This window comes from Paenibacillus sp. JNUCC 35 (genome assembly GCF_058269095.1).
On record NZ_CM177771.1, the window covers coordinates 3,729,784 to 3,749,836 of the forward strand.

The 20,053-nt window shown below is 54.5% G+C and carries 17 protein-coding genes; 3 read left to right on the plus strand and 14 right to left on the minus strand.

Going from position 1 to position 20,053, the window contains the following annotated elements:
• Positions 1–85: 85 nt before the first annotated feature.
• From AC2TF6_RS16600 to AC2TF6_RS16615, 4 genes are all read right to left on the minus strand, one after another.
• Positions 86–1,579: an extracellular solute-binding protein gene (locus AC2TF6_RS16600; protein WP_491307703.1), complete on the minus strand. Its 1,494-nt coding sequence runs from the start codon at positions 1,577–1,579 to the stop codon at positions 86–88.
• Positions 1,580–1,676: 97 nt separating this feature from the next.
• Positions 1,677–2,600 carry a carbohydrate ABC transporter permease gene (locus tag AC2TF6_RS16605; RefSeq protein WP_491307704.1) on the minus strand — a complete coding sequence of 308 codons (924 nt, stop codon included), beginning with the start codon at positions 2,598–2,600 and terminating at the stop codon, positions 1,677–1,679.
• A 16-nt stretch (positions 2,601–2,616) separates the two neighbouring features.
• Positions 2,617–3,573 carry an ABC transporter permease gene (locus AC2TF6_RS16610; protein ID WP_369995931.1) on the minus strand — a complete coding sequence of 319 codons (957 nt, stop codon included), beginning with the start codon at positions 3,571–3,573 and terminating at the stop codon, positions 2,617–2,619.
• A 469-nt stretch (positions 3,574–4,042) separates the two neighbouring features.
• Positions 4,043–4,798 carry an NAD-dependent epimerase/dehydratase family protein gene (locus AC2TF6_RS16615; protein WP_491307705.1) on the minus strand — a complete coding sequence of 252 codons (756 nt, stop codon included), beginning with the start codon at positions 4,796–4,798 and terminating at the stop codon, positions 4,043–4,045.
• Positions 4,799–4,903: 105 nt separating this feature from the next.
• On the opposite strand from AC2TF6_RS16615, the gene AC2TF6_RS16620 reads away from it, so the two are divergent.
• Positions 4,904–5,125, plus strand: coding sequence for a tyrosine-type recombinase/integrase (locus tag AC2TF6_RS16620; RefSeq protein ID WP_491307706.1), 222 nt, complete (start codon positions 4,904–4,906; stop codon positions 5,123–5,125).
• Positions 5,126–5,194: 69 nt separating this feature from the next.
• Here AC2TF6_RS16620 and AC2TF6_RS16625 read toward each other — a convergent pair whose 3' ends face one another.
• The 9 genes from AC2TF6_RS16625 to AC2TF6_RS16665 form a co-directional block, all read right to left on the minus strand.
• Complete coding sequence (locus AC2TF6_RS16625; protein ID WP_491307707.1) at positions 5,195–6,793, minus strand: response regulator transcription factor; 1,599 nt, start codon at positions 6,791–6,793, stop codon at positions 5,195–5,197.
• Positions 6,790–8,667, minus strand: a complete 1,878-nt coding sequence (locus AC2TF6_RS16630) for a sensor histidine kinase (protein ID WP_491307708.1) — start codon at positions 8,665–8,667, stop codon at positions 6,790–6,792. Before AC2TF6_RS16630 ends, AC2TF6_RS16625 begins: the two co-directional genes overlap by 4 nt.
• Positions 8,628–10,193, minus strand: a complete 1,566-nt coding sequence (locus AC2TF6_RS16635) for an extracellular solute-binding protein (RefSeq protein ID WP_491307709.1) — start codon at positions 10,191–10,193, stop codon at positions 8,628–8,630. Before AC2TF6_RS16635 ends, AC2TF6_RS16630 begins: the two co-directional genes overlap by 40 nt.
• An 8-nt stretch (positions 10,194–10,201) precedes the next feature.
• Positions 10,202–11,317: an SGNH/GDSL hydrolase family protein gene (locus tag AC2TF6_RS16640; RefSeq protein WP_491307710.1), complete on the minus strand. Its 1,116-nt coding sequence runs from the start codon at positions 11,315–11,317 to the stop codon at positions 10,202–10,204.
• Positions 11,318–11,615: 298 nt separating this feature from the next.
• Positions 11,616–12,161 carry a GNAT family N-acetyltransferase gene (locus AC2TF6_RS16645; protein WP_491311675.1) on the minus strand — a complete coding sequence of 182 codons (546 nt, stop codon included), beginning with the start codon at positions 12,159–12,161 and terminating at the stop codon, positions 11,616–11,618.
• Between the two features lie 176 nt (positions 12,162–12,337).
• The gene (locus AC2TF6_RS16650; RefSeq protein WP_491307711.1) at positions 12,338–13,009 is read right to left on the minus strand and encodes a hypothetical protein; all 672 of its coding nucleotides are present in this window, start codon (positions 13,007–13,009) and stop codon (positions 12,338–12,340) included.
• The gene (locus tag AC2TF6_RS16655; protein ID WP_369995920.1) at positions 13,006–13,455 is read right to left on the minus strand and encodes a flavodoxin; all 450 of its coding nucleotides are present in this window, start codon (positions 13,453–13,455) and stop codon (positions 13,006–13,008) included. Before AC2TF6_RS16655 ends, AC2TF6_RS16650 begins: the two co-directional genes overlap by 4 nt.
• 249 nt (positions 13,456–13,704) lie before the next feature.
• Positions 13,705–14,415, minus strand: coding sequence for a class I SAM-dependent methyltransferase (locus AC2TF6_RS16660; protein ID WP_491307712.1), 711 nt, complete (start codon positions 14,413–14,415; stop codon positions 13,705–13,707).
• A gap of 127 nt (positions 14,416–14,542) precedes the next feature.
• On the minus strand, positions 14,543–16,063 hold the full coding sequence (locus tag AC2TF6_RS16665; protein ID WP_491307713.1) for a serine hydrolase domain-containing protein: 1,521 nt from the start codon (positions 16,061–16,063) through the stop codon (positions 14,543–14,545).
• A 366-nt stretch (positions 16,064–16,429) separates the two neighbouring features.
• Here AC2TF6_RS16665 and helD point away from each other — a divergent pair, with 366 nt between their 5' ends.
• Together helD and AC2TF6_RS16675 are read left to right on the plus strand one after the other, a co-directional pair.
• Complete coding sequence (gene helD / locus AC2TF6_RS16670) at positions 16,430–18,862, plus strand: RNA polymerase recycling motor HelD (RefSeq protein ID WP_491307714.1); 2,433 nt, start codon at positions 16,430–16,432, stop codon at positions 18,860–18,862.
• A 144-nt stretch (positions 18,863–19,006) separates the two neighbouring features.
• Positions 19,007–19,303 (plus strand): DUF3817 domain-containing protein, encoded by a 297-nt coding sequence (locus AC2TF6_RS16675; protein ID WP_016424041.1) that lies wholly within the window; start codon positions 19,007–19,009, stop codon positions 19,301–19,303.
• A gap of 57 nt (positions 19,304–19,360) precedes the next feature.
• On the opposite strand, the gene modB is transcribed toward AC2TF6_RS16675, so the two are convergent.
• Positions 19,361–20,050 (minus strand): molybdate ABC transporter permease subunit, encoded by a 690-nt coding sequence (gene modB, locus AC2TF6_RS16680; protein WP_491307715.1) that lies wholly within the window; start codon positions 20,048–20,050, stop codon positions 19,361–19,363.
• Positions 20,051–20,053 lie beyond the last annotated feature (3 nt).

The window sequence follows — 20,053 nt, forward strand, 5'->3', positions numbered from 1 at the left end:
TTAGAGTCGAACCCGGCCGGGGCCGGTGAAAAAAACGGCAGCCGCTCGTAAGCCGCTGCCGGATGTGAATGATTCTGGATGTGTGTTATTTTTTGGCGCTTTTGAACCACTCGTTGGCCGCTTTAATCATCGCATCGCCGCCATCTGCCTTCCATTTGGCCAAAAATTGATCGTAATTGGACAGTGGATCCGATCCGCTGATAAATTTCAGCATGCTGTCGATCTGGAACTTGTCGAGCTTTTGCTTGCTTTTGGAAATGTCCGCAATCGGCGGTGCCTTGGCAAGCGGATCGGTGACTATGATGCCTTCGGCGTTTTTGTTGACCTGTTCGAAGAACGCTTGCAGAGCGGGATCTTTACGCACACGGGCCTGCCAGTAGTCCGGATATTTCTTGTAATCGACACCCGTCAGGAAACCGCTTCCGTTGTTAAGCTCGTCGTTGAACTTCGGCAGAATCGGGTAGTATTTGCCGTCTTTGATCTCGTGATGCTCGCCCTGCTTGCCGATGGCAATTTCGATGAAATTATCCGGCTTCAGCTTCAGATCCAGAAATTTCACGGCATCTTCCTTGTGCTTGGAAACCTTCGGAATGGTGACGAACCAGGTCGTGTTCGCTTTGACGAACGTGGACGCTTTGCCGGATTTGTCTTTCAGGAAAGGAATGATGGCCGTTTTTGCGTTAGGGTCGTTCTTTTTAAGCGCTTTCTCCGTCGTTCCCGCGTTCCAGTAAGCCTGTTTGAAAATGGCCGCTTTGCCGCTGGAAAACTTTTCGATCGCCTTGGCGCTCGTATTGATCGGCATTTCCTGATCGATCAGGCCTTCTTTGTACAGCTTGTTCATGTAAGTCAGGAATTCTTTCATCGCCGGTGTCTCCACCTGATGGACGAGCGTTCCGTTCTGGTTCACCCAGTCCATGGTAACGCCGAAGGCTGCGCCGATATCGCCGATAATGGATTCCTTCGAGTCTTTGGAACCTGTAAGCGGTGCGATGTTTTTCTTTTCCTTGATCGTTTTCAACACCGTGTACAGCTCGTCCGTGTTCGTCGGCGTTTTCAGACCGAGCTCATCCATCCAGTCCTGGCGGACAACCAGTTCTTCCCCGACCGAGAGACCGGAGCCCGTTTCCGGAATGGCGTAGATTTTGCCGTTTACTTTGGCGCTTTCCCACGCAGCCGGGTCGATGGCCGCTTTAATGTTCGGGCCGTACTTTTCCAGCAGGTCGTCGAGCGGCTCCAGGGCCCCCGATGTAGCCAGCTTCTCGAATTGAGGCGCGCTCAGCTTCATCACGTCGTATTCTTCTTTGTTCGCCATCAGCAGGTTCAGCTTCTCATCCGGATTTTCCGCCGGAAGCATCTCGTAATTGACCGTATAGCCCGTTTTCTCCGAAATCGTTTTGGCAGTGAATTCTTTGTTCGGATCGAAATTTCCGTACTGCATAAGCTGGCGCATGGCCGGCTTGGCTCCTCCTGCCGGTGCCGGCGAAGTACCGCCTGTCTGGGTCTCTTTTCCTCCGCCGCATGCCGCCGTCGTGACGCCAAGCGCTGCGACCGTGAGCAGAAGCGCTGCTTTTTTTAACATTGATGTAAACCTCCCTTTTAGTTGAACAACAAGACCGAGCCGAGTTCCGCAAGCCTCAAAAGAAGGGCCTCACCGCCTTTCAGGATGAAGTGTCGTGTCAGCCTTTGACGGAGCCGACCAGAACACCTTTCACGAAATACTTCTGCAGAAACGGATAAACGAGCAGGATCGGCAGCGTTGCCAGCAGAATCGAGGCCGCCTGAATCGACTGTGGGGTCGTATTCATGGAAGAATCCAGATTGTTGTTCCGGAGGAAATCCCCGGTGGACGAAATGAGCAGTTCCTTCAGAAACAGCTGCATCGGCTTCAGACTCGGATTCGTAATGTAAATCATAGCGGCAAAATAATCGTTCCAGAAATACACCGCGAAGAACAGCGCGATCGTAGCCAGAACCGGCAGGGAAAGCGGAAGCATGATGCTGAACAAAATGCGCAGGTTGCTGGCCCCGTCCATTTTCGCCGATTCCTCGAGACTCTCGGGCAGTCCTTCGAAATAGTTTTTGATGATGAGCATGTTATACACGTTCACCATAGCCGGCAGGAAAAGAGCGGGCAGCGTGTTGACCAGATTCAAGTTCTGCATAAGCAGGTACATCGGAATGAGCCCGCCGCTGAACAGCATCGTGAAGATGAACACCAGCAGCAGCCATTTCCGGCCTCGCAGCCTTGTTTTCGAAAGCGGATAAGCCGTAATCGTGGTCAGAAAAAGACTGAGCAGGGTGCCGACGACCGTGATCAGGATGGATATTTTAAACGAATTCAGGAACATCTGATCCTGCAGCACATAGGCGTAGGTGCTTAGCTGAAAGCCGACCGGAAACAGACTGACCTGTCCGGATATGACAGCGGATTCATCGCTCAGCGATTTGGAGATCAGGTTCAGGAACGGCAGCAGTGTAGCTACTCCGAATAGGATAAACAATGTGTAATTGATCAGATGGAACAGCTTCTCGGACCAGGTAGTCCGGGGTTTTCTGCGTTTGTGCGGCTTTACGGCAGGCAGGGCTGCGTCTGTATTCATATGTGTCTCTTCCTCTCTACCAGATTCCGCGCTGCAAATATCTGCGGCTCAAATAATTGCCGGTGATGACAAGCGAGAAGGCGATAACCGATTCGAAAAGTCCGACGGCGGTCGTAAAGCTATAATCCTGGTTGCCTAGACCCATCCGGTACACGAACGTGCCGATAACGTCGGAAACGTTGTAAACGGTAGGGTTATACATCACGAGAATTTGTTCCGTGCCCGCTTCGAGAACGGAGCCCAGACGGAGGATGAACATCAGGAGGATCGTCGGCAAAATTCCGGGCAGCGTGATGTGCCAGATCTGCTTAAGGCGCCCCGCGCCGTCCATTTTGGCGGCTTCGTATAGCTGAGGGTCGATCGTCGAAAAAGCGGCGAGGTAAACGATGATGCCCCAGCCGGTTTCCTTCCAGCCGGCCGATGTGACAAGGACGCTGCGGAATACGCTGCTGTCCATGAAGAAGGCGATCTGTTCCAGCCCCAGGCTGATCAGCACTTTGTTGACGAGTCCTCCGTTCGTGGACAACAGGTCGATGAAAATTCCGCTGACGATGACCCAGGACAGAAAGTGCGGCAGGTAAATGACCGTTTGGATGGTGCGCTTGAACAGCATGTTTTTCATTTCGTTCATCAGAATGGCGACGACAATGGGAAGCGGAAACAAGATGACGATTTTCAGCAGAGAGATAATAAGCGTGTTGACGAAAACACCGCCAAACTCCTGCGAGGTAAACAGTTTTTTGAAATGCTCGAGTCCTACCCACGGGCTTGCCGCCATTCCGTCGAAAATATTGAAATCCTTGAACGCGATGACGAGGCCGTACATCGGCGTGTATTTGAAAAGTAAAACAAACAGGATACCCGGCACGAGCAGCAGATATAAATCCCAATCCTTGCGGATATCCGACCCCAATTGTCTGGAATAACTTTGTTTCGACCGGGAGACGTTTACTTCAGAAGCAGGCTGTCTCATCGAATCCCCCCTTATGCGCTTTCGCTTTTGTATAGTACTAAGTGTAGAACCTGCGCGAAATCCGTAGTAGAGGACACTCATTACTATTTGTGGTACTTTGATAGCGCGCTGGCACTTACTGAAAACACCCCGGATGCAAACGCGTCCCATAAAAAAAAGCCGCACGCCCGAATGCGGCGGATAGCTTTTTTTCACTTTTATTGATGTAATCCCAAAAGGTAACAAAATGCAAACGCAACCTCGCTCTGGCCGTGCGAATCCGCCTTGGTCTTCATCAAGAAATGCGATACTATCCACGAGCGAATCCAATTCGGACAAAGATGCCAAAAAACGTACGTTATCAAGACCTAAATTATAAAATCCTTAAAAATAAAGAAAAGCACATATTAGTCATGTATAATATGTGCTCTTCTTTTATTCAAATTAACGGAGTAGTAGCTGATGTAAAACAAAGGGAGAGTTTCGTAAGTCAATCCTTAAAAATAAAGCCGCATTTTTGAAATCCATCGTGTTGAGGGCTATAGTCAAGGACTTCTTTCGTTTTTGAAATATCAAGTCTTTTAAAACGATTATTAGAAACAGCGTGAACAATTTCAAAGGGCTTTTGTAAGGGAGTTATAACACACTGTTCTATTAAATGACACATATCCTCGGGGCTGATATAAGCACTCATATCTCTCGCTGTCAAATCTGTACCTACTTGAGAAACTTCATCGAATGCCCCGATTCTTATCGCGATACTAGGAAGATTTTCTTGGTAAGCAAAATAAGAAGCAAGTGCTTCTCCAAAAGATTTGCCCACACCATATAAATTTTTTGGGCGAACAGGCATATCCGGCTGTACTTGTGTATCAATTGGATACCCCTCTACAACCTGAGCACTGCTTGCAAATACAACTCGACTGCAACTTTCTTCCTGAGCAGCTTTGAAAATATTATAAGTTCCTTCAATATTAACTTTCAGCACAGATTCAAAACTTGCATGAGGAGAAGGATCCCCTGCTAAGTGAATAACAGTATCAATACCTTTACAAGCCTGTCTACAGGATTCTATATCCCTAATATCTAAATCAACCAATTCATGTCCATCATGTACCCACTTTTGCAGTTTAGATGTGTTTATATCACCTAATGTAAGACTGTACTTATCATTTAGATAAGGAATGAGCGCTAATCCAATTCTACCTCCTGCACCAGTGATCAGAATTTTTCTGGTTGGATTCATAAAAAGGCCCCTTTCTTGATTACTTGAGTATAATTTTAACATAACGGTTTATCTGTTCGAATCCTCATGGAAGAAAAATATACGGATCGGGGAATACGAAAGATATTGGCTAAATATTCGGAGGAAGCCGGCCTTGTACAAAACTTGTCACCTCACAAACTGCGACATTTCCTGTTGACCTGGCTTAAAAAGCAGGGCATCGATGACGCGCTCATACAGCCTTATTCCGGTCATGAAAGCCGCAAGTCGTTGGAGGTCTATTCAAAGCTTGCAATCACCGATGCCCAGCAGGAATATAACGAAGTTATCAATAAATTCCCCATTTAATTACATCTACTTTGCGGGTGGTGTCAGCTTCGCTGGTACTACCCCTGTACCTTGCCCCGTCCCCTGACACTAGGGCTTCATTTCGCCCGGAGTGACGCCCCAATATTTGCGGAACACTTTCGTAAAATAGCTGACGTCCCGGTAGCCGACCATCCTGGCCGCATCGTACACCTTGGCGCCTTCCAGCAGCGCCGCCTTGGCGCGGTCCATTTTCCGCTCCAGCACGTACGTGGAAAACGCGACACCCGTTTCCTGCTTAAACAAACGGCTCAAGTACGAGGAATTGACATAGAGCCGGTCCGCCACGCTGTGGAGGGTGATGTCGCTGTCGATCTCCTTCTCGACTATGGACAGGATCGTTTTCACGACGCCGTGGCTCGTCGTTTTGCGCTGTTCCTGCAGATAGGCCGAGTAATGGAGCACGGAACGCTCCAGCCAGGCCCGGATCTGCTGTTTCGTGCTCAGCATCGTGACGTCCCGGTAGTACGGGTAGTCGTCCTTCACGACATCCTGAACGCTCCAGCCCTGTTTATGAATGAGCCGGATCATAAGGCTCGTCCAGTACATCAGCGCCTCGTGCATGCCCGCAGCGGTCTCCGTTCCTTCCATCGCCTGATCCCACAGCTCCGAGAGGGTATCCATGGCCTTGTCCTCATCGCCGGTTTCGAGCGCGATCTCCAGCGTCTTCTCCAGGCCCGGAGAAAGCGGCACCGATGTGCCGGCCGCCGGCTTGTCCCGGTACGGAACCGCGATGTCGGCCCCGTACACGATGCGGTCCTGCAGCGCCTGGTACGCCTGCGCGTACAGCTTGCTGATCTCCGTGAGGCCGCCGGTCCCTCCGCTGATTCCCGCGCTGCAGGTGACCTTCAGGCATTCCTTGGCCTGGGAGAGCAGCTTCACGACCGCGGCATGCACGCGAAGCATCACGTCGTTGGGCGAATCGTCCGCCGGCATGGCGAAGAGCACCAACGTGTACCCGCTTGCGTCCGTATTCACCCAGCACGAATGCGGCTGGAGAAACTCGCGGGCGACACACTGCAGCGAGAAGCGCAGCAGCGGCATATCCCCGCTTTTGTAGCGGGACTCTTCGGGGCCGAGCGGATCGACGTCGGCTACGGCTACGGCGTACTGCATGCTTTCGTCCAGATCAAGCAGATAGTCCCTGCTGATCTTGCGGATTTCCCAGAGGGCGTACTTGCCGCCGATCAGGTTTTGGAAAAACGCGCTCTGCAGCTGGGGCAGATGCTCCGACCATTTCTCCTGGAGCTCCGACTGGCTGTGCCAGCGCTCCAGCTCCTGCCGGAGCTGTTCGGCTGCGCTCAGAACCGCTTCCAGAATTTCCCCGTCCCCTGCGGGCTTAAGCAGGTACTGGGAAACACCGGCTTCGATCGCTTTCTGGGCGAAGCCGAAATTATCGTGCCCGCTGAGAATAATCATCTTGACGAAGGCATCCTTCTCGCGCAGCTTGCGGGCCAGCGTAAGCCCGTCCATCTCCGGCATCTGGACATCGAGCAGCACAATGTCCGGCTTTTTCCGCTCGAACAGAAACAGCGCCTCCGTCCCGCTCGCCGCCTGGGCAATCACTTCGATTCCGTTGTCTTCCCACGGAATATTGTTTACGAGCGAAGTGCGCAGGCGCACTTCATCCTCGACGATCATTACATTCATGTTCCCGTCTCCTCCTTGTAGTCGATCATGCTGTCCGCACCGGGACTGAAATCTTCTCTGCAGCGGACCAGGGGAAGCTTGAGCGCCGTGCAGGTGCCTCCGCCTTCTATACTGTCGATGCTCAGCTCCGCGCTTCCGCCGTAATACAGCTTGATCCGGGACACGACGTTCCTGAGCCCGAACAGGTCGTCCACACCTTCCTCATCCAGCGAGTACAGCTTGCCCTTGCGCCTGTGGAGCCTGCCCAGCTCCTCCTGGATATAGGCCAGCCGCTCTTGCGGGATGCCGCTTCCGTTGTCCTTCACTTCCAGCACGAGAAACCCTTCCTCTAGCCGGGAGGAAACAACGAGGCGGCCGCCGTCTTCTTTTCCGTCCATACCGTGGAGGATGGCGTTCTCTACCAGCGGCTGGAGCAGCAGCTTGAGTAGCGGGACCCCTTTCGCCGCGTCTTCCATCCGGTACTGCACCTCGAAGTTTTCAAGAAACCGGATCTGCTGAATCCGGATATAGTAATGCAGGTGCGCGAAGCTTTCTTCCACCGAAAAAACTTCGCGGCCTTTATTCAGGCTGAGCCGGAAAAACCGCGACAAATTCAGAACCATTTCACTGATTTCGTCCGCCTCGTAGTTTTTGGCCGTCCAGTAGATGGAATCGAGCGTATTGTACAGAAAATGAGGATTGATCTGCGACTGCAAAAATTTCAGCTCCGTCTTGGCCAGCCTCAGCTCCTGCTCGTAATGATCCTCGATCAGATGCTTCTGCTGCTGGGCCATCTGGTTGAACGCCTCCGTCAAATAACCGAATTCGTCCCTGCGCCTGTTTTCCAGCTGGATGTTCAGCTTGCCGCTGCCGAGCCGCTTGATTCCGTGCGACAGCTTCTGAAGCGGCGACGCGATGCCCGTGTAGACGATCCATGAGATCCACAGCGCGAGCAAAATACTGATCGTAATAATGCCGTACATATACAGCGTGACCTGCTCCGTTTTGCTGTACAGTTCGCTCTTCGGCTGGATCATCGTCAGCTTCCATTTGGACGTGTCGGATGAAATCGTGACCGACAGCATGTCCGGTTCGGAGGGCAGGTATTTGTCTCGGGTCTCCCCTTCCTGGCCGATCCCCGCGATCAGGCTGTTGTTGGCGTTGGTCAGATAGATCTTAGTCTGGGGCGAAGGAAGCAGCGGCTTGATGAGATTGAGCAGCCGCGTTTTGTTCAGCGTAACAAGCAGTACATTCTGCTCCCGCTGAGGGTTGTACAGGTCCATCGAGCGGACCAGGGTCACGCTGTCCGACATCATCAGGTCTCCGAAGGTGGTGCTCCCGTAAATGATTTCGCCGGGCAGCATGTACAGAATACCCGTGCCGTTTTGGAGCGTCATGCTGTGCATAAACTCCTGCTGGCTCTTATCCAGGCGTCTCGTGCCGTAATTCGTGGAAATCATCATGGTGGACGGGTAATGGTAAATGGAAATCTGGGCGGCAATGTGATTGATGGAATTCATGTTGGACAACTGCTTCATCATTTGCGAAAAGTCCATCACGGATCGGGGAGTCAACTCCCCGCCGTTGCGCGACAAGGTGCCGATCAGCTCTGAGTCCGTCGAAATCAGTGTCGACAGCTCCTCGACGCTCTGCAGCGTCAAATCGATGTAGTCCATCGCGGAGTTCAAAGCCAGCTGGGATCTCTCCGCAGCCTGCTCGACGAGAATCTGCTGGGAACGCTCATTGGCGAAGAGACTCACCAGCACGAGCGGCAGCAGAATGAGCAGAAAGTAGCAGGTCAGCCGGACTTGTATATTCCGCTGAAACTTGTCCCGTAACCAGCGCAGCGTCTTCCTCATCGCACACCCTGCGGGATGCCCTGCATCTTGTACCACTCGTTCACTTCCCGGGTCATGTCATCCCCGCCTTCTTTCCTCCACCGTTCCACGGACGTTTCGAACGAGTCCAAAGGCTCGACGCCTACAATGATACGTACGAAATGCTCCATCAGTTCCTTCCCCTTGATGTTGTAGTATTTGCTCATCGACGGAGTCGACGAGCCGTAGAAGGCGTTCGGGATCAAATGACCTTCGATTCGTCTTAAATTGTCGTACAAATGAAAATCGCCCAGAGAATCGAGCCGCATTTTCGAAATCTCCTTGTCTGGAACATCTGCCATCGCCTGATATATTCCCCGGTACAAATGCTTGTCGTGTTCCTCGAAGTTGGTGACCATCTTCCCGTTCTGCATCGACCAGATTTCGTTCTCGAAGCCCAGCTTCAGCGTCTTGTAGCCATCGCCGGCGATGAAATTCAGATACCGGATGACACCCTCGGGATTGGTGCTCCCTACCGGAATCACGTTGTACGAACGGATTAGGCTGGTCGCATAGACGCCGCTATGTCCATCCGGGCCTGTCGGGTATTCAAGCGGAATCCAGACGGCCCGCGGGTCTTTCTGCATATTGGCCGCAATCGGCCCCCGTGTATCGTACCAGGCGGCGGAGAACAGGCCGACCTTGCCGTTCTTGACTTTGTCCATCATGCTGGCATTTCGGTTCAGCGGAAATTCGGGGTCCAGAAGCTTCTCGCGGTACAGCTTTCTCAAAAAAGCTAGAGCCTCTTTCGTCTCCGGCAGTGTACTGGTGTAAGCAAGCTCCCCGTAACGGTCCGTCCACTGATCGAGCTGCACGCCGAACGCGCCGAAGAAGGGCGCCGAACGGGCAAGAGACTCGCCGAACGTCAGCCCGATCGTGTCGTTAACCCCGTTGCCGTCCGGGTCGTCCAGCGTAAAAGCGCGGATCACCTTGTAATAATCGTCCAAGGTGACGGGCGGAGCGAGTCCGAGACGGTCCAGCCAGTCTTTACGTACGTACATCAGCTCCAGCCCTTTCACTTCGTTCAGACTCGGAACCGCGTAAATTTTGCCGTCGACGGTGACCTGATCCCACGCTTCTTTCGGAATCTTCTCCTTGAGGTCTTTGCCGTAGCGGTCGATCAGCCCGTCCAGCGGCATCAGTTTGTTCTGTCTGGCGTTACCGTTCATCCATACTTTATCGGAATAATTAATAAGATCCGGCGTATTGCCCGAGGCCATGATGACGTTCAGCTTTTCGGGATACACATCCTGCGGCGGCAGGGTCACCTTAATGTTCAGTCCGGTGTTTTTTTCAATATAGCGCAGGTAGGGATTATTGTTCTCGTCCAGCCCTTGGGGAAAGCTCAGCCCGATCGCGTTCGTCACAATCGAGATGGAATCGGCGGGAGATGCGGAACCGGGCGGAATAAGTCCGCCTCGGGCCGCTTCCGGCGCACGTTCACAACCTGCGGAAGCGGCGGCTAGCGCCCCCAGGAGGAGCGAACTTCTCAGCAAAGCAAGCAGACGGAGCGGACGGAAGCCGAGGCGGCTCGATATGCGCATACGCGGTCTCACTCTGCCTGCAAGCATCGGTTGAATACCCGGAGAAGTCCGTCCGCCATCCGTTTAAAGCCGAGATCGGTCGGGTGAATCCCGTCTACCGTACACTCGTCCCCGTCTTCGCCGAGCAGAGCCGATCCGTCGAAGAACGTGATGAACGAGTCGCCCTTCGCGATCCGGTCCTCAACGATCTGCCGCTGTATGGCCCGCCGGTCGTCCAGTTTCTTGCGGACATCCGGGTCAAACCTGGCGGCAGCGAACTCGATGCAGGAGAGAACGAGAATCGGAACTTCGGGGTGCTTTTCCCGGTACAAGTCGATAAAAACCGGCAGTGTGGCCCGGATGTTCTCCGGCTCTCCCGTGTTGGCCTCATAATCGAGGACCAGCAGAGCGGGATTCCCGATCTCGCGGATCACCTCGGCTACTTCCGGCTCGCCTTTGCCGCTGCCCGAAAAACCGAGATTGATGAACTCCCGGTTTATTTGCCGGCTCAAAATGCCCGGATAGCTCATGCCCGGCCGGTTCGCGCAGCCGCCCTGGGTGATCGAGGTGCCGTAGATGATTACCCTGCCCGGACTTTCATAGGGGAGCGGTTCTTCTACAAGGGCATCCTCGTCCGTTCCGATCCAGACCTCCTCCACCCCTTGGTAGAGAGGGAAATTCAGCGTGATGTGCCGCATCCGCTTCTCCCCGAACCGGTAGAGCCGGGACGTGTACTCGTGGTCTTCCGGCTTAAAGGAAGCGGTTGCAGCATAGCGCTGATTGCCCGGTTCCCCGATGTAGCAGTCGAACCCGCACTGGCCCAGTGCCGTCATATGAGGCATGGCGGCATTGCCGCCGAGCCGGACGCGGACGGACAGCTGCGCCGTATCGGTAATAAAGCGGATTTGCCCGCCCGCCGTGCAATCCGCGAGCCGGTCGACCGCTTCCGGCAGCTTGCGGTCCGGATTTACGGGCAGTCTCCGGTACACGCCTTCCGTCTCCAGCCACGGAAATCCCGAAATCGTAAACGGAGCCCGGCGGGGATCATGCCACACGGCTGCCTCATCGGCCATCGTGTCCGTTTGTAAGTTCCGGTCGTACCGGGCGATATCTATTTTTCCCGCTTGCTTCACTTCCACTTCCATCACTCCCCCGTTTAGTTAAAAGGTCTTTCTTTAAACTTACCTTCGACTTTCCCAACGTGTAAAGAAGTTTTTATAAATACTGTTCTATCAAAAAGAATCCTTTCTCCATAAACGGAAAAAGGATAGGACGAGTTACAGTTCCCTGAAATCCACGAACCGGAATCAGCCCTTCGGCGGAAACGGGTCATTGCCGCAGCTGTCGGATTCCGAAATTTTGCCGTCCCGGGGATCACTCAAAGAGCCGGACGAAAAAAACAGGATGAGGTCCATGGACCCCCATCCTGCGCAGCAAAAAGCATTATTCGTTAAATCTCCCCATCACAAGGGTGCTGTAATAGCTGCCGTCCGAAAGAATTTTGTCCTTTTTCAGGACCCCTTCGATCTCAAAACCAAGCTTACGATAGAGTTGTGCCGCCTTCTCGTTCGTTTCCAGAACCGTCAGTGTCATTTTCTTGATTCCGTTGGAATCGGCCCAGTCGATGGATGTCTTTAATAGATTTTTTCCGATGCCGTGCCCCCAAAACTCCTTGAGCACGCCCACCCCGAATTCGACTTTGTGGGAAAACCGGATCAGATGATTTCCTTCGCATCTGGAAAAGGCGACAACCCGGTCCTCTACGGCCGCGACCAGAAACAAGTTTCTCGGGCTGTCCGAATCCGCTTGAATCAGCCGCTCGAAGCCAAGCGCGTCGATGAACGCTTCCCCTTGTTCCCGGTCCATATTTTCGGTTTCTCCGTCGATCTGCACTCTTAGCCAGGACAACTGCTCTGCATCTCGGACGGCTGCTGACCGGATCGTATACGATAATCCGTTCACGTTAAAGGGTCGGTCGGCGATAATCATGGCCATCTCCAATCATCCTGTTTTCTGAAAAATAAATTTTCGATAAAGATAGTTTATCACAGGTCTTTCCTGTCAGGCGACGGGGCAGCCGGATGTTTTTTTAATAAACGAACGGCAAGATTCCGGTACCATGAAGGAGAAAAGGAAAGCTGCTCATCAGGAATTGCTTCGCCCGGCTAAGCGAGCATAATCCGGCCGCGCTTGTGCTCGCGCATAAGCGTATCCGTCAGCCGCAGAAAATCCATCGAAGCCTGCAGATCGTCCAATTTGGGCCGGATCCGGTAAGCTTCGCCAGTGAGCAGGTTGTAGGCTTCGATCTGGCCCGGCAGTCTGCCGAACGCCTTGTAGGCGAAAACGAGCGACAGCTGAAGGTACGCCTTCACGACGCACCAGTCCTCGTCCAGATAGTATCGCTTCAGCGTATAGGACCCGTTCGCCCATTCGCCTACATGCAGGTGCATGACGAGCTCCAGGTCCAGTTCTTCGACCTGTACCGACAGCGTCTCGAAGAGGAACAAAGGAGGTTCCGTCTTCTCTTCCTGAAACAGGGCGAGAATCAAATATTTCGCCAAATTCTTCTTCATGCGCAAATAATCTTCCATGACAAGCCCCGACTCCTCCGGGCCGATGAGGTACATTTCCAGTCTCTCCAGGATAATGTCCGCCGTCCGCCGGGAAGCGTCGATGCCGTAAAACTCGCGGATGATCCGGTCGGCCGCAGTTCTCGCGCTCTCGCGCCACGGCTCGCTCTCCTGACAGTTTCCGCCGGAATAGAAGCAGCCGGGGCAGCGGATAAACTGCTCCAGCCGCCCGTCCTCCATCCGGCCTGCCGCTGCCGCGCCGCTCACAGGGCCCCCTGGAAACGCAGTACCGCCTGCCGTCCGAATTCTCTGCACGCTTCGCGTTCGGGAGCCGACGGGCAGAGCTCGATTTTCAGCCCTTCCTGCATCGTGCAGCCGAGGGATTGAAGCTTCTCCGTCAATAGATCGACGGCCGCTCCGTACTGGGCGTAGCTGGAATCACAGGAGCCGAATACCGCCCCGATTTTGCCGTTTAGCTTCAGCTCATCCATCTCTTCGTAAAAATCCAGAAACTCGTCGGGCAGCTCTCCGTCTCCCCATGTGTAAGCTCCGAGCACGATGCCGTCGTAGGCTTCCAGTTCAGCCGCACGGGCGTCCAGAATATCCTTGACCGTCACCGTTCCGCCGGCCTGTTTGATCCCTTCCACCACAGCGTCCGCCATTTCCTCCGTATTGCCCGTTAAACTTGCGTACACGACTATAAATGTGCTCATCCGTCACTCGTCCCTCCATCTATGTAAATTGATTATGACTGGTCTCATTTCGTTGATAATGATTATCATTTTCATAATCAGTATAGAGGGTCTCCGCTCCGTTTTCAATCCCTAATTGAAAATTATTCTCAATGAAAAAAAAAAAGAACCGCAGTTTCTCTGCGGCTCTTCGCTTATCCATCTATCTGCCTATCCGGCGGCTGGCGGCTCTAGCGTACTCTTTATTTCCGAAAATGTTTAACGACCCGCTTACCTCTTCCGGACCGCATAGCTCAAACAGTCCGTTTTCATAATGACGGGCGTTTCGCCCCGGTTGATTTCGATATCCAGCGGCTTATGGGACACATCAAGCTCCTCCCACCCGGAGTATGCCTGCCGGAGTTTTTCGAGCGCCTGCTCTTTCGTCAAAATCAGCTCGATCAGCGTTTCGCGCCCTTGACCGGTTTCCGCATCCACTTCTCTTATGTTCGTATTCATGAGGATGAAGTTGATGCCTCCGTCCTTGGTCCCCGCCGCAAGGCCTGCCAGCACCTTATCCAGGGCGGATTCGGAACGGACATGCTCAAGACTGGATGCCGCGAGGATGTAATCGAACGTGTTCTCGGGCAACTCGTATTCGCTGATGTCCGCCCGCCCGGTTTCGATGACCTCTTTCACGCCGTACTTGCCGCTGTTTGCTTCAAGCTGCTCCAGCGCTTTGTCCAACAGATCCACGCAAACGATTTTTCCGCCTGTCGGCTGGAGCTTCCGGGCCAGCGGAATGGAGTTCCGTCCGACCCCGCATCCCAGATCAAGCATCCGCAGCGGTTTCCCGTCTTGAAGCATCTCTAAATAGTCCAGAACCCGTTCATCCGGCTCTTCCAGCCAGCTGTCTTTCTCGTACAAATCGTGCTCTTCAAAATACTGCTCGTGATACGCCTTCTCTTCCCGCCGGATACGCTGTAAGCGTGCCGAATTCATGCTCATCATCCTTCCGCTGTTTTTTCGCTACCCATGCTTACCCCAAAAAATGCCGGGTTGAAGCGTCTGACGGCGGAACGGAAGGAGAGCGGCTTCGTCCGGGAAGTCAATCCGGGACCGATGTCCGTTATTGCGCCATTTTTCTCGCCCGAAGCGCCCGGACAACAGCGGCAGTCTTAAGCAAACCGGTACAAACCAGCAAGATCGCCATAAAATACAGCCCGTGGGACAGCCCCGGCAGGAAAACCATCAAAACCGGCCAAGGCGCATGAAGCAGCTTGGGCAGCATCAGGATGCAAACCGGGAGCAGCAGGTGAACCCCCGCAATTCCCGCCGCGCTGAGCGCGATGCGGCCGGCCGTCGGCTTTACGCGTTTTTTCCTTCGGAACAGGGTGTAAAAACTGCGGACGGCAAGTGCAAGCACGGCAGCCATCGCCATATCGGCCAGCGCATACGTCCGGATATAGTTCGGCAGCGACTCGACGGGAGCGTCTTCTCCCTGCAGAATCCCGTATATCCCCATCACGATTTGATCGTACGGCACAAGATAATCCATCGTGTTGAGAAGCAGAATAATCCCCGTGTCTCCATGAATAACCATAAACGAATACGTGTTTTCGGTCGCTCCGTCATGAAAAAGAACCCCGTTTTTGACTGTCCATCCCATCGCGTAGGAAGCGCCGCCGCCCATGGAAGCTTCCGGTTTGTGAAGCGCCGCGTTGCTCTTTTCGCTCCAAACCGGCTTCTCCTTGTAACGGCCCCCGTTCATCTGCGCGCTGAGATAATGGGTCATATCTTCCGCCGTGGAAATCAGATAGCCTGAAGGCACCGTGCCGGTATGCGCAAGCTGCCGGGTCGGAGCTTTGAAGCCGAAAACCGACTGATACCCCGCCGCCATGTCCGCTCCGCCCACCTCTTGCGGCGAACCGAAGCTGTTCTTCATTTCGAGCGGTTCGAAAAGATAGTCTTTTACATAAGCTGAGTAGGGCGTTCCCGATACTTTCTCCACCAGGCCGCCCAGCACGTTATAGTTCAAGTTCGAATATTCGAAACCGGTTCCGGGGTCCCGGACAAGCGAAATGCTGCTTAAACCGCCGATATGGGCTCCGATTGTCGAATCCCCCTGCGTCAGAGCGGCCACACCGTCGTATTTCGAAAACCCGCTCGTCTGGTAAAGCAGATCCTTGACCCGTATCCGGTCGGAGCGCTCCGGGTCCGCCGTCTTGAAGTCCGGCAAATAGCGGCGCACCGGCGCCTCCAGATCGATCTTTCCGCGCTCCGCAAGCTGCATCACGGCCGCAGCCGTTATCGATTTGCTTGTCGATCCCAGCACAAAAGCGGTCTGCGCGGTCGCTTTTGCGCCGTCCGGACCGCTCGTGCCGTAACCCTGAAGATAGACGGTATCGCCCTCCTTCACGATTCCGAGCGCCGCTCCGGGGATATGCAGCCTGCTCATGGCCGCTTCCATGTAAGCGTCGATCCGCGCGGCGGTATCCGGCTTACCGGAAACGCTCCCCGCCGCTTTGGCGGGTTCCGGCACCGCAATAAGAAGTGCCGCAGCCGCCGCAAGCAGGGTCCGCGCCCCTATTCTCTTTCGTTCTTTCCGGGTCTTTGCAAGTTTGGTTATAGCTCCTAGGTTCATTCTCATCCAGTCTCCTCCGGGATTATCACTTCCGCTGATGGAACCAGTTTAAGACAATAAGGAGAAGCGACCCATCGATTTCCCTTGCAAAACACGCGTTTCCGGCTTACAAAATCGTCACCTGAGCGGCTTCCGTCTTCCATCGGAACTCCCTGAAAAACCAAAAAAGCCGCCAGATATCCTGACGGCTTAAAACATGTTTGATTTTGTTAAATAGAAATGGTAAAATAAAAAACCGCTGTCAATACTAGTAAATTAAAAGTATTGAGCGCTTTTATCTGATATTATCGTACCACCTTAGCGCAGCTTTGTCAACTTTTTTTGTATTGCCGCTTATGCGGGTTGTTTTTTCACGTTTAAGGAGGGGTTTTCGTGTCGGTTTCCAAAGAAGAATGGCAGCATGAACAGCAAAGGGTCGGTCTTGTCAGAACCAAGCTTCGGCAGCAGCTGGATAAAATCGAACCCGATGTCGGGCAGCTCAAGTCTCAAGTTGTCGATATCCGCAAACATTTTTGGGATGAAGTGACCGTCAATCTGGCTCATGACGACGATATCCTGGATACGTACCTCAGCCTGAGGCAGCAGGCCGAAGTTTTATCCGAGAGAGAGAGAACCCACCGTCAGCTCAAGAAGCTGGCCGACCGGATGAACCGTCTTCTCCCCTCCCCTTATTTCGGGCGGATTGATTTTAAAGAAGACGGCGCGGGCCGGACCGAGCGCGTGTACGTCGGCGTGTCTTCTTTTCTCGATGAGGACGGCGAAACCTTCCTCGTCTACGATTGGCGGACGCCCATCGCCAGTCTTTATTACGACTACGCGCCCGGTCCGGGCGAATACGATACGCCCGGAGGCCTTGTGGAGGGCGAAATCGAACTCAAGCGCCAGTTTATCATCCGCGACGGCCGTATCCATTTCCTGTTCGACACGGGGATGATGATCGGCGACGAGCTGCTCCAGCAGGTGCTGAGCAAGGGAGCGGGCTCTCAGATGAAGACGATTGTCGCCACCATCCAGAAGGAGCAGAACCGCATTATCCGCAACGACAGCTCACGGATGCTTATCGTGCAAGGCGCGGCCGGCAGCGGCAAAACGTCCGCGGCTCTCCAGCGAGTCGCCTATCTGCTATACAAACACCGGAAAACCTTGACCGCCGACCAGATGGTGCTCTTTTCTCCCAATCCGCTTTTCAACAGCTACGTGTCCACCGTTCTGCCCGAACTTGGCGAGGAAAATATGCAGCAGACGACGTTTCAGGATTATCTGCATCACCGGCTCGGCAGACGGTTCAACATCGAAGATCCGTTCGATCAGATCGAATATGTGCTAGCGGACGAAGAGACGCCCGGGTATGCCGCAAGAGTGAGCGGAATCCGCTACAAGGCTTCCTCCCGCTTCCTGCACGTCATTCAAGCGTATAAAGATCAGCTTCTGAAGGAGCATATGCTGTTCCAAGACATCGTTTTCCGGGATCAGGTGATCCTGTCCCGGCAGGCCTTATCGGACCGCTTCTACGGCTACGATGCTTCCATCCGTCTGGCTAACCGCATCGAGCTTATGAAGGAATGGCTGCTGGAAGAGCTTGCGGCCTATCAGGAGCGGGAGATGCAGGAAGACTGGGTCCGCGACGAACTCGACTTCCTCGACAAAGAGCAGTATCAGCTCGCCTACAATCAGCTGCGCAAGCGCCGGGGACGCGCCGAAAGCTTCGACGATGCGGACGTGGAAGAGCAGCTTCTGCGGAAAATGATCGTCCGGGAGCATTTCAAGCCCCTGCGGACACGGGTAAGGCGGCTCCGCTTCGTCGATGTTCCCGGCCTATACCGGCAGCTGTACGAGAACAAGCCGCTGTTTCAGTCCCTGCACCTGGCGGCTGCGGCGGCGGATGCCTCGGTTCCCGCGGAGAACGCCGATGACAGGGACGGACTTCCTGCCCGGTGGGATGAAATCTGCGCGTACACGCTGGACCGGATGAACCGGGGCGATCTGCCGTACGAAGACGCGACTCCGTTCCTGTACCTGCAGGAACTGACCGAAGGCTTCCGCACCAACACGATCGTCCGGCATGTCCTGATCGACGAAGCCCAGGACTATTCCCCTTTTCAGTTCGAATTTCTGAAAAGGCTCTTCCCGCGCTGCCGCATGACCGTGCTCGGAGATTTCAACCAGGCCGTATTCGCCCAGGCGACGACGCTGGAAGGAAGCACGCCGGTTGCCGGCCTGTACGGTCCCGGCGAGACCGAACAGATCGTGCTGCACCGCAGCTACCGGTCGACGCGGGAGATCGTCGAGTTCACGCGCGGCATGCTGAAGGACGGCGCCCTGATCGAGCCGTTCGACCGGGAAGGCGGCAAGCCCGTTGTTTTCACGGGCGCGGGCACGGGCACGGGTACGGGCACGCGCGCAGACGCGGACGCTCTCGTTCGCCGGATGACGGCGGAAATCAAGGCGCTGCAGGCGGAAGGCAGCGCGTCCATCGGCGTCATCTGCAAAACCGCCGCCGAAAGCGAGCGCGCCTTCGAAGCGCTGAACGGCCTGGATGAGCTCCGCCTCATCCGCAAGGATACGCCTTCGTTCGAGAAAGGCGTCATGGTCATCCCGGCTTATCTCGCCAAGGGGGTCGAATTCGACGCCGTTCTCATTTACGATGCCTCCGCCGGCGCCTACAGCCGCGAAAGCGAGCGGAAACTGTTTTACACGGCTTGTACGCGGGCCATGCACAAGCTTCAGCTCTATTCCGCGGGAACGCTGACCCCGTTCGTCGCGGAGCTGGATCCGGCCGTTTATACAGTGGAAACTGTGGAATAATTCTCCCGGATTTTGGCCAACGAACAGGTCGGAGAAGCCGGCTCGGCAGGCTTGTTTGAGAGTAGGATTCGCACTGTGATAAAATAAGGAAGGGGAGACCCCTCCCCTTCCTTATTTTTCTTACACAGGCGGTGTATGTTAACCATGCTCAGCACTCCCATCGGGCGCTTGCGCGTGATCGGCTTTCTCGAAGGAATTTCATTCCTCCTGCTGCTGTTCATCGCCATGCCGCTCAAGCATTTCGCGGATGTCCCTCAGCCCGTCACGGTCGTAGGAGGCTTGCACGGACTGCTGTTCGTCCTCTTCCTGCTCGCCGTCGCACACGTCACATTCGTCCACCGCTGGTCGATTATCAAAGTGTTGACCGCCATCCTGGCCTCCTTCCTGCCGTTCGGCACTTTCGTGCTGGACGCCCGTTTAAAGAAGGACGGCTGGTCCTGACTCGTAAAAAAGCGAACGACAAAAAACCTGCCGGGCCTCATGCCTTGGCAGGTTTTTTTATGGAGCGGAGTTTCCGGCAGGCGGATTTCTGCGGAAGTTGCCCGCAAGCAAGAGCAGAAAAGAAAAGGAGACAATCGCCCCCGTCCAGCACCAGGCGAGCGCATAGTCGCCCGAATCGACCGCGGTATAGATGGCCGTCGGCACCGTCTGGGTCCGTCCCGGGATATTTCCCGCGATCATAATCGTGGCCCCGAATTCCCCCAGCGCCCGGGCAAAACCGAGCACAAAAGCGGTCACGAGCGCCGGTCCGGCAAGCGGCAGCGTAACGTGGAACAGAACCTGCCGCTCGCCCGCTCCCATAGACCGGGCGGCTCCTTCCAGGTCCCGGTCGATCGTCTGGAAGCCCGTTTTGGCCGATTGGTAGACAAGCGGAAAAGCGACGACCGTCGCCGCGATGACCCCCGCTCCCCAGGAGAAAACGACCGGCTGGTCCCAGAGCCATTCCGCCAGACGGCCGATCCAGCTTCTCCGGCCGAAAGCGAGCAGAAGCAGAAAGCCGATAACGGTAGGCGGCAGGACAAGAGGCAGCATAAAGACCGTTTCCAGCAAAGTCCTCCCCCTGAACGGGCGTTTATGTACGAGCCGAGCTGCCGACACACCGAATACGAAGGCGAGAACCCCCGACAGAAGTGCGATTTTCAGCGACAGCCAGACGGGAGGGAGGAACATTTCCATGTTCATCGGCATGGC

Bases quoted from the DNA above. Each gene is read 5' to 3' on its own strand.
- AC2TF6_RS16600 (WP_491307703.1), bottom strand. From the start codon at position 1,579: ATGTTAAAAAAAGCAGCGCTTCTGCTCACGGTCGCAGCGCTTGGCGTC.
- AC2TF6_RS16605 (WP_491307704.1), bottom strand. From the start codon at position 2,600: ATGAATACAGACGCAGCCCTGCCTGCCGTAAAGCCGCACAAACGCAGA.
- AC2TF6_RS16610 (WP_369995931.1), bottom strand. From the start codon at position 3,573: ATGAGACAGCCTGCTTCTGAAGTAAACGTCTCCCGGTCGAAACAAAGT.
- AC2TF6_RS16615 (WP_491307705.1), bottom strand. From the start codon at position 4,798: ATGAATCCAACCAGAAAAATTCTGATCACTGGTGCAGGAGGTAGAATT.
- AC2TF6_RS16625 (WP_491307707.1), bottom strand. From the start codon at position 6,793: ATGAATGTAATGATCGTCGAGGATGAAGTGCGCCTGCGCACTTCGCTC.
- AC2TF6_RS16635 (WP_491307709.1), bottom strand. From the start codon at position 10,193: ATGCGCATATCGAGCCGCCTCGGCTTCCGTCCGCTCCGTCTGCTTGCT.
- AC2TF6_RS16640 (WP_491307710.1), bottom strand. From the start codon at position 11,317: ATGGAAGTGGAAGTGAAGCAAGCGGGAAAAATAGATATCGCCCGGTAC.
- AC2TF6_RS16645 (WP_491311675.1), bottom strand. From the start codon at position 12,161: ATGATTATCGCCGACCGACCCTTTAACGTGAACGGATTATCGTATACG.
- AC2TF6_RS16655 (WP_369995920.1), bottom strand. From the start codon at position 13,455: ATGAGCACATTTATAGTCGTGTACGCAAGTTTAACGGGCAATACGGAG.
- AC2TF6_RS16660 (WP_491307712.1), bottom strand. From the start codon at position 14,415: ATGAATTCGGCACGCTTACAGCGTATCCGGCGGGAAGAGAAGGCGTAT.
- AC2TF6_RS16665 (WP_491307713.1), bottom strand. From the start codon at position 16,063: ATGAGAATGAACCTAGGAGCTATAACCAAACTTGCAAAGACCCGGAAA.
- AC2TF6_RS16675 (WP_016424041.1), top strand. From the start codon at position 19,007: ATGCTCAGCACTCCCATCGGGCGCTTGCGCGTGATCGGCTTTCTCGAA.
- modB (WP_491307715.1), bottom strand. From the start codon at position 20,050: ATGCCGATGAACATGGAAATGTTCCTCCCTCCCGTCTGGCTGTCGCTG.